Raw genomic sequence first — 6,774 nt, 5'->3', positions numbered from 1 at the left:
TCTCTTACTAAGTTTGAAAACCTTTATTTTTACAACAAAATAATTAGCTATCCTGCCCGTTAGTGGAATAAGAAAAGAGGCTGCTGTAACAGCCTCTCTATTTAACTAATGCACCCGTTACTTGAATAAGGATTTTACTTTTCCAGTTAAATCTTCTAAGAAAATTCTTAATAAAAATGGATATCTTTCTGGTATATACAATATAAGTTTGTATTCATCCTTTGAGCTTTTTTCTTTTTTTCTTATTCTTGAGTTTTCTTTTTAACTTTGGCTTTATCCAAAAAAGAAAGCGGTCATAAACTTTTTTTTACAAGATGACTATCCAAATAAAAGCGAATAGTTCCCACCGCACTCTACAAACGAGAAATGCAAGGCTAATGTAAGCCACCCAAGTTAATACAAATTCTATGGGTGCATCATTCATTACAACCCTCCTTTGTTTTTGTTCCAATATCCCCTACCCGTTATACAAAACAAAAAAAGTTTTAATCCTTATTCGATCTAAGCCCCGAATAACTTGAAGAATGCAAATAATACAATGAAAAGTTTCCTTTAGTTTAAACAAGTACCTGAATTTTTCTACGCATATTACACGAACAGTTTCTAAATAAAGTGTATGAAACCATTAATATCGATTAAACTATAAACTCCTTGAAATTATTAGTTTGAAAGGACTGATTCTTTGGACAATCAAATAGTAATAAAAACTCTAAACAAGCTACTACAAGGACAATATATGGGAGTACATTCTTATGAAGAATTTGTTAATAATCTTGATGACTCCTCCCCACTTCGTAATCGATTCATTACCATCCAAAAGGACTTAAAACACCACGCAGACTTGCTTTCAGAACGAATCCAAGAGCTTGATGGAAAGCCAGCTACTAGTGAAGGGATTATCGGTAAGATGGAACTATTTATTAGCCAAATATTTGATCAACCACATGATGAAAAAGATATTCTAAAACATGCAATTAAAGGAGAAAATCTCTACGGAATTAAAATGACTGAAAAATTAGTACAGGATAAGCTTGATGAGAAAAGCTTAAACCTTGTTCACAATATTCTAGATAAGCAAAGAGAGCATGTCGATTACTTAAAATCTGAATTAAACTAATAAATATGCATAATTGGTAAATGAATAAAACGCTTATTTAAGACTAGGATTAGTTGATTCCTAGCTTTTTTATTTTACAGTTCCCTTCTAATGTGCCTTGAAAAATGTCATTATTCTTATTGAACTAACCTCCCCCGTTTGTGAATTAAAGTATTACTGAACCTTTCTTAAAAACTTTTTCCTCAAAGAAAATGCACCCTATAAGGAATAAGGATGCATTCTTACTTAGAAACTAATTTGACTAACTTTATCAGATTTTTGCCTTTGTACAATCCCCATCCACATAAAAAGGCTTGGCAATACGGATAGCCATAACGCATATTTAGTATTTGCAATTACCATCATTGCTGGGTGAAGGGCAGCATTATAAAGTATATATATTATCCAGTCCCATCCGTCATTGGTAAAAATAATGAGATACAAACCTATAATGAATCCAATTAGTGATACTAATGATACAGAGAGTAATGTTTTTAGTTTTGACTCTTGAAACCTTAATAATTTTCTACCGAGAATGTAATAAACGATTAACCCTATAATTGATATACACAAAAGATAACTATTTATAATTACATCATTTTTCTGATACCTATTAAAGACAAAATTATAGAAATAATTACCCGAGAACCAAATAATAACTCCAGTTAAGATATGAATGAAGAATGCTATTAAGGTATTTCTCAACATAGCCGGGATTCACCCCTTTCATAATCTCATGGTATATATTATTCTTCAGTAAAAGCAATTACTCCTTTTAAAAAAATCTTAGAGCCAAATTCCCCTGATCGCATGCTCCACTAACTTGGTCGTTTAGCACAATAACAAAAGGCTGCCGTAGCAACCAAAAAAGTTCTTCAACTAACGCCCCCGTTAGCCATCCATGAATCGCACAGATCAGCGATTCACCACAGAGAATGAAAATAGGCTGTACAGACTATACTGTTTAATGCTGGAGAAGAAGGTCTTTGAACTACGGTGCCTTAGAGCCCATCCGTTAGTCTGACTCCAACGACCACGGTGTACCACCGACTGTCGCACCCTTGATGGGTAGCACTCATGGGAGATTAATCCTAATTCTGGTTGTTGCTCCAGCTGCACTTATTTTTACTCCAACTAGAAGGGCCTGAATTCAAGCCATGTACCAACAATTTTATATCTTACTTTTATGAGGCCCAGCCTCTTTTTAAAAACTGGTTTTTCTGGGTCTATTTTTGTATGCCTTTTTTCAGTATTTTTTTTCATGGGAGTTTAAGTGAAAAGTTTCACATACTCTGATTGAAAAGAATTAAATTAAATTAAAAAAGCATTTTCTTAGTCGCAGAGTTGGACCACTAACCTTAGCATTCGCCTTAGCTAGAGTTACTAAGAAGCAATCATTTAAGTATGCAGAAGAACGTATTATGATCGGTTAGTTTTAACTAATTTTTATTTATAAAAATAGATACTCTTTTGCCAATGAAAGCCTTCAATGGAAAAAATGTAATTTTATAGTCCTAATCAAGGGTGGAAATTTCTTCCATTTCGTGATTTTCTAAAAGTTCTTCCATCAATCAAAGCAGCTATGGATTACATTCCAACTAAAATGTAATCCATAGCTCCTTACTTTAATCTTACCCTAACTTAAGTTTAAATTCTTTACTGGCAATGAAATACGCGATGATCATGATGCCTACACACCAGGAAAGTGCGATCCAGATATCCTTGCCAACAGATCCTTCATTCAACAGGGCACGAATTGCATTTACAATTGAAGTCACGGGCTGGTTTTCAGCAAATGCACGGACAATTTTAGGCATGGTTTCCGTGGGAACAAAAGCTGAACTAATAAATGGTAGGAAAATCAATGGGTACGAGTAGGCTGTTGCCCCTTCCATAGACCCCGCTTTCAATCCGGGAATAACAGCTAGCCATGTCAGCGCCAGCGTAAATAGCCCAAGTATCCCAGCCACCGCAAGCCAATCCAAGGTATCAGCGCTCGAGCGAAAGCCCATCAAAAGCGCAACAACAATAACCACCACGACAGTAAGTGCATTGGAAACAAGCGAGGTCAAAACGTGAGCCCACAATATCGACGAGCGCTTGATGGGCATGGTAATAAAACGCGCCATCAGCCCACTCTTTACATCATTAAATAATCGTAAGGAAGTATACGCGACACCGGATGCAATAGTGATTAGCAAAATACCCGGCAATAAATAGTTGACGTAGTTGGCCGTGCCTGTCTGTATAGCTCCACCAAATACATAGGCGAACAACAGCATTATCATAATCGGTGTAATTGCCACCGTTATAATCGTATCAGGGCTTCGCATAATGTTACGCATTAATCGTCCAAGTAATACCCCTGTTTTATTTTTCATTTACATCTCCTCCTTTTTGCGTATGATTGCGAGGAAAATTTCCTCCAATGTCGGTTGCTTCTCAATGTATTCCACTTTTGCTGGTGGGAACATCTCCTTGAGTTCAATAAGAGTACCGGTCGTGATGATTTTTCCATCATTTAAGATAGCGATTCGGTCTGCCAGTTGTTCTGCTTCCTCCAAATACTGAGTTGTAAGCAAGATTGTCGTCCCCCCGTTGGCAAGCTCCTTGACGGTATTCCAGACCTCAATTCGCGCTTCGGGATCAAGCCCGGTGCTTGGTTCGTCGAGAAAAATGACTTCAGGTGTTCCGATCAGGCTCATGGCGATGTCAAGGCGTCTCTTCATCCCTCCGGAATACTTATCTGCCCGGCGGTTGGCAGCATCGGTCAGACTGAATCTTGCAAGCAAATTGTCGACGACTTGAGCAGGATTGGAAACGCCACGTAACTTAGCAATCATCATCAAGTTTTCCCTTCCTGTGAGCATGCCGTCTAAAGCTGCGAACTGTCCTGTTAGGCTGATACTTTGGCGAACATGATCTGGTTGACCCTGGATGTCAAAGCCACAAATACCTACTTCACCACCATCAGGTTTCATCAGTGTTGAGAGGATGTTGACTATCGTTGTCTTTCCTGCTCCATTTGAGCCCAGTAGTGCAAAAATTTCACCACGTTCCACCTCAAAATCTACTCCCTTTAAGATTTCCTTATCTTTAAATGATTTTTTCAATCCTTTTACAGAAATCGCTGTATTGCTCATACTCTCTTCCTCCTTATTAAACGTGTTAGATTGCCTATACCCCTCTACTAAGTTTGACTGATAATCTGTATTACTTACTACCGAGCTAAAAATATAACTGAATAGTGACTATGGAACATTCTAATTAATACCGCTATTCAGTCGGAGTGAACTATTAAATTTTATTTTTTCATAATTACTTCATGATACTCTGATACTTTTTCAAGATACATGAGACGTAGGCATTAGGAATTTGCCAATTGTTTTAATGGCGATGAACGCCAAGTCATCCTGGTGATTCCTGGTGCATATCGCCCACCTGTGTACCGGCATCGAACAACTCATTAGTGTCGATGCTATGTGAAAAGTAGGTTTTCGTCGTTAGCCACGACCTATGGTATCGTTCAACTTCTTGCGATACTTGTCTTTCCAAGATTGCTCATCCTTCACTAGGTCGTCGCAGAAAGCAGCCACGTCCTCTCCCGTCAGATCAGTTACCTTCTTGCCTTCCGCTGCTCCTTCCTCAAAGAGATCGAGAATACCGACAAAGATACGGCTGCTGTCCTTCCAGTCGGTTGGAGCACCACCAGCAGTCCACATATATTTTTGCATAGCTTTATATGCGTTGTGGTACTCACTTGGAAGTGCCTTCGCACGTGCCTCCATCTCCTTCCATTCACGCTTGTCATCCAGACTTCCAATAATTTTTTCAAAAATATTCATTTACTTCTCTCCTTTAGATTTGAGTAGATTAATTTTATTAGAGATGAATTCCCATTTATTCCAAAAAATTTCAAGTTGCTCTTGACCTGCTGCGTTGACTGTGTAAAATTTTCTCGGTGGTCCCATAGTGGATGGCTTTTTCTCGATGTCGACTAGATTATTTTTCTCAAGTCGCATAGTAATCGTATAAACTGTGCCTTCCACTACATCAGTGAAGCCAAGTTCTCGAAGCTTTTGCGTAATTTCATAGCCGTATGTTTCGCCACGGCTTATGATTTCAAGCACACAACCCTCAAGGACCCCTTTTAGCATTTCCGTAATATTTTCCAAATCTGCCCCCCCATTATTTCATAAAATATTTTATTCTGTTTTGGTAATTTGTGTTACTTATATTCAGTATTACTTACTACAGGTATATAGTAACGCAGAATAGCGTCGATTGTCAACATAAAACTTTTCGTTAAAAAAAGCCCATTAATACAGGCTTAGTTGTCGTTTATATCAAATTTAATAGAACACAATTCTGTATAATTTTACCAAAAAGAAGATCCATGCCTTATTGAACTAACCTCCCTCTATATAGAAAGGAAAATCTCACGATTTCTCTTGTTTCCTCCAAATTTTGTAGTAGTTTGATTTAAAATGCATTTAATTAATGTATGAGAAGTAATTTGAGCAATCTTTTCATTTTGGTTATAATTCATTTAAATAGCCTCCTGGTAGTTATGTTTATGTCCTTTTTGCCGCCAAGCTGTGGACACTCATATCATACCAAGGGGTTTTTCTATGTTCAAATCCCATATTACTTCATTACAGGAATGCTGCCCCTTTAGTTACAACAACAGAAAAAAGCTGCCGAAGCAGCCATAACACCGTTCTTTAACTAACGCAACCGTTTGTTTAAGTTTTAGGATCGGTGTTTATTTTTTGTTGAAATTTATTAGAGGGGCAATCAATCTTCTGTAAATTTGTTTCATGTACTAATTCAACATTAAATTGGCTTCCTGATTCACTGATTTCACAATAGCCCGAAGAATACTTATGTATAACCGTATAAACCTTTCCATTGTATCGTACTTCTTCTGCTTTCAAAGTAACCCGCCTCATTTTTCTTTTAATCACAGTACATTATAAAATAAAACCAAGTAAGTTCATAGGATTAATTTATAATTACACGAAAAAACGAGCCACCAGTCTTGTTCAACTAACGCACCCGTTAGTTTAGGTACAATACTTTACAATCTTACTAACTTTTCGCCTTTATTGATATGAAAAAGCTGCTACAATGGCAGCTGATAGTCACAGGGGCAGACATTTGATTTTATTTGTCGGCTTTATTTCTTATAGATTCAAATTTTTAATGTTATCTTAGAAAATCCAAAATGGGCAAAATAAGCATCAATATAAAAAACAGAAATATTACATAGCCTATATATCTGATTACTTTGGGCTTCTTTTTCATATTGAAGCTGTCTTTAGTATACTCTCCTCCAGTCATTATTTTATTGTACAGTTCTAAATGTTCATTGTTATTATGTTGTTCTGGATATTGATCGCTACCTTTTGTTTGGCTTTTTTTTGTTTCCTAAAAAAGGTATTTATGGAGTTGTACTGTATAATATTAAAAAAAGGGATTAGAGGTAATGTACTGAACCAGCCCTTTGCTTTTTTTATTTTAGTATTAATTCTGTCAGCTGCTTGACCAAAAAGAACTTACATTGTTTCAAAAACTAACCATACACAGGTGGAGGTTATATTATGAAACATCACTGAATAAGAAATTTACAAATTATCACCAGGTTTTGCCTTATTATGTTATTGCTCAATCAATAT

At 36.6% G+C, this 6,774-nt stretch carries 7 protein-coding genes; 1 reads left to right on the top strand and 6 read right to left on the bottom strand.

Going from position 1 to position 6,774, the window contains the following annotated elements; genetic code table 11:
- Nucleotides 1-682: 682 nt before the first annotated feature.
- The gene (locus CUU66_RS22195; protein ID WP_101645582.1) at nt 683-1,117 is read left to right on the top strand and encodes a ferritin-like domain-containing protein; all 435 of its coding nucleotides are present in this window, start codon (nt 683-685) and stop codon (nt 1,115-1,117) included.
- Between the two features lie 1,610 nt (nt 1,118-2,727).
- Here CUU66_RS22195 and CUU66_RS22185 read toward each other — a convergent pair.
- From CUU66_RS22185 to CUU66_RS22165, 6 genes are all read right to left on the bottom strand, one after another.
- A complete protein-coding gene (locus CUU66_RS22185) occupies nt 2,728-3,477 on the bottom strand; it encodes an ABC transporter permease (protein ID WP_101645580.1) in 750 nt (249 codons plus the stop codon).
- The gene (locus tag CUU66_RS22180; protein ID WP_101645579.1) at nt 3,478-4,239 is read right to left on the bottom strand and encodes an ABC transporter ATP-binding protein; all 762 of its coding nucleotides are present in this window, start codon (nt 4,237-4,239) and stop codon (nt 3,478-3,480) included.
- 360 nt (nt 4,240-4,599) lie between these two features.
- Nucleotides 4,600-4,941, bottom strand: coding sequence for a DUF1048 domain-containing protein (locus CUU66_RS22175; protein ID WP_101645578.1), 342 nt, complete (start codon nt 4,939-4,941; stop codon nt 4,600-4,602).
- A complete protein-coding gene (locus CUU66_RS22170; RefSeq protein ID WP_101645577.1) occupies nt 4,942-5,271 on the bottom strand; it encodes a PadR family transcriptional regulator in 330 nt (109 codons plus the stop codon).
- Nucleotides 5,272-5,516: 245 nt separating this feature from the next.
- Nucleotides 5,517-5,645 carry a hypothetical protein gene (locus CUU66_RS25145; RefSeq protein ID WP_257968106.1) on the bottom strand — a complete coding sequence of 43 codons (129 nt, stop codon included), beginning with the start codon at nt 5,643-5,645 and terminating at the stop codon, nt 5,517-5,519.
- 196 nt (nt 5,646-5,841) lie between these two features.
- Nucleotides 5,842-6,033, bottom strand: a complete 192-nt coding sequence (locus CUU66_RS22165) for a hypothetical protein (protein WP_101645576.1) — start codon at nt 6,031-6,033, stop codon at nt 5,842-5,844.
- Nucleotides 6,034-6,774 lie beyond the last annotated feature (741 nt).

This window comes from Peribacillus deserti (assembly GCF_002863585.1).
Classification (GTDB): Bacteria; Bacillota; Bacilli; order Bacillales; family DSM-1321; genus Paraperibacillus; species Paraperibacillus deserti_A.
This window is presented reverse-complemented; position numbering and strand designations above follow the sequence as displayed.

Coding starts and splice junctions, on each gene's coding strand:
- CUU66_RS22185 (WP_101645580.1), bottom strand. CDS start 3,477: ATGAAAAATAAAACAGGGGTATTACTTGGACGATTAATGCGTAACATT.
- CUU66_RS22180 (WP_101645579.1), bottom strand. CDS start 4,239: ATGAGCAATACAGCGATTTCTGTAAAAGGATTGAAAAAATCATTTAAA.
- CUU66_RS22175 (WP_101645578.1), bottom strand. CDS start 4,941: ATGAATATTTTTGAAAAAATTATTGGAAGTCTGGATGACAAGCGTGAA.
- CUU66_RS25145 (WP_257968106.1), bottom strand. CDS start 5,645: ATGAATTATAACCAAAATGAAAAGATTGCTCAAATTACTTCTCATACA.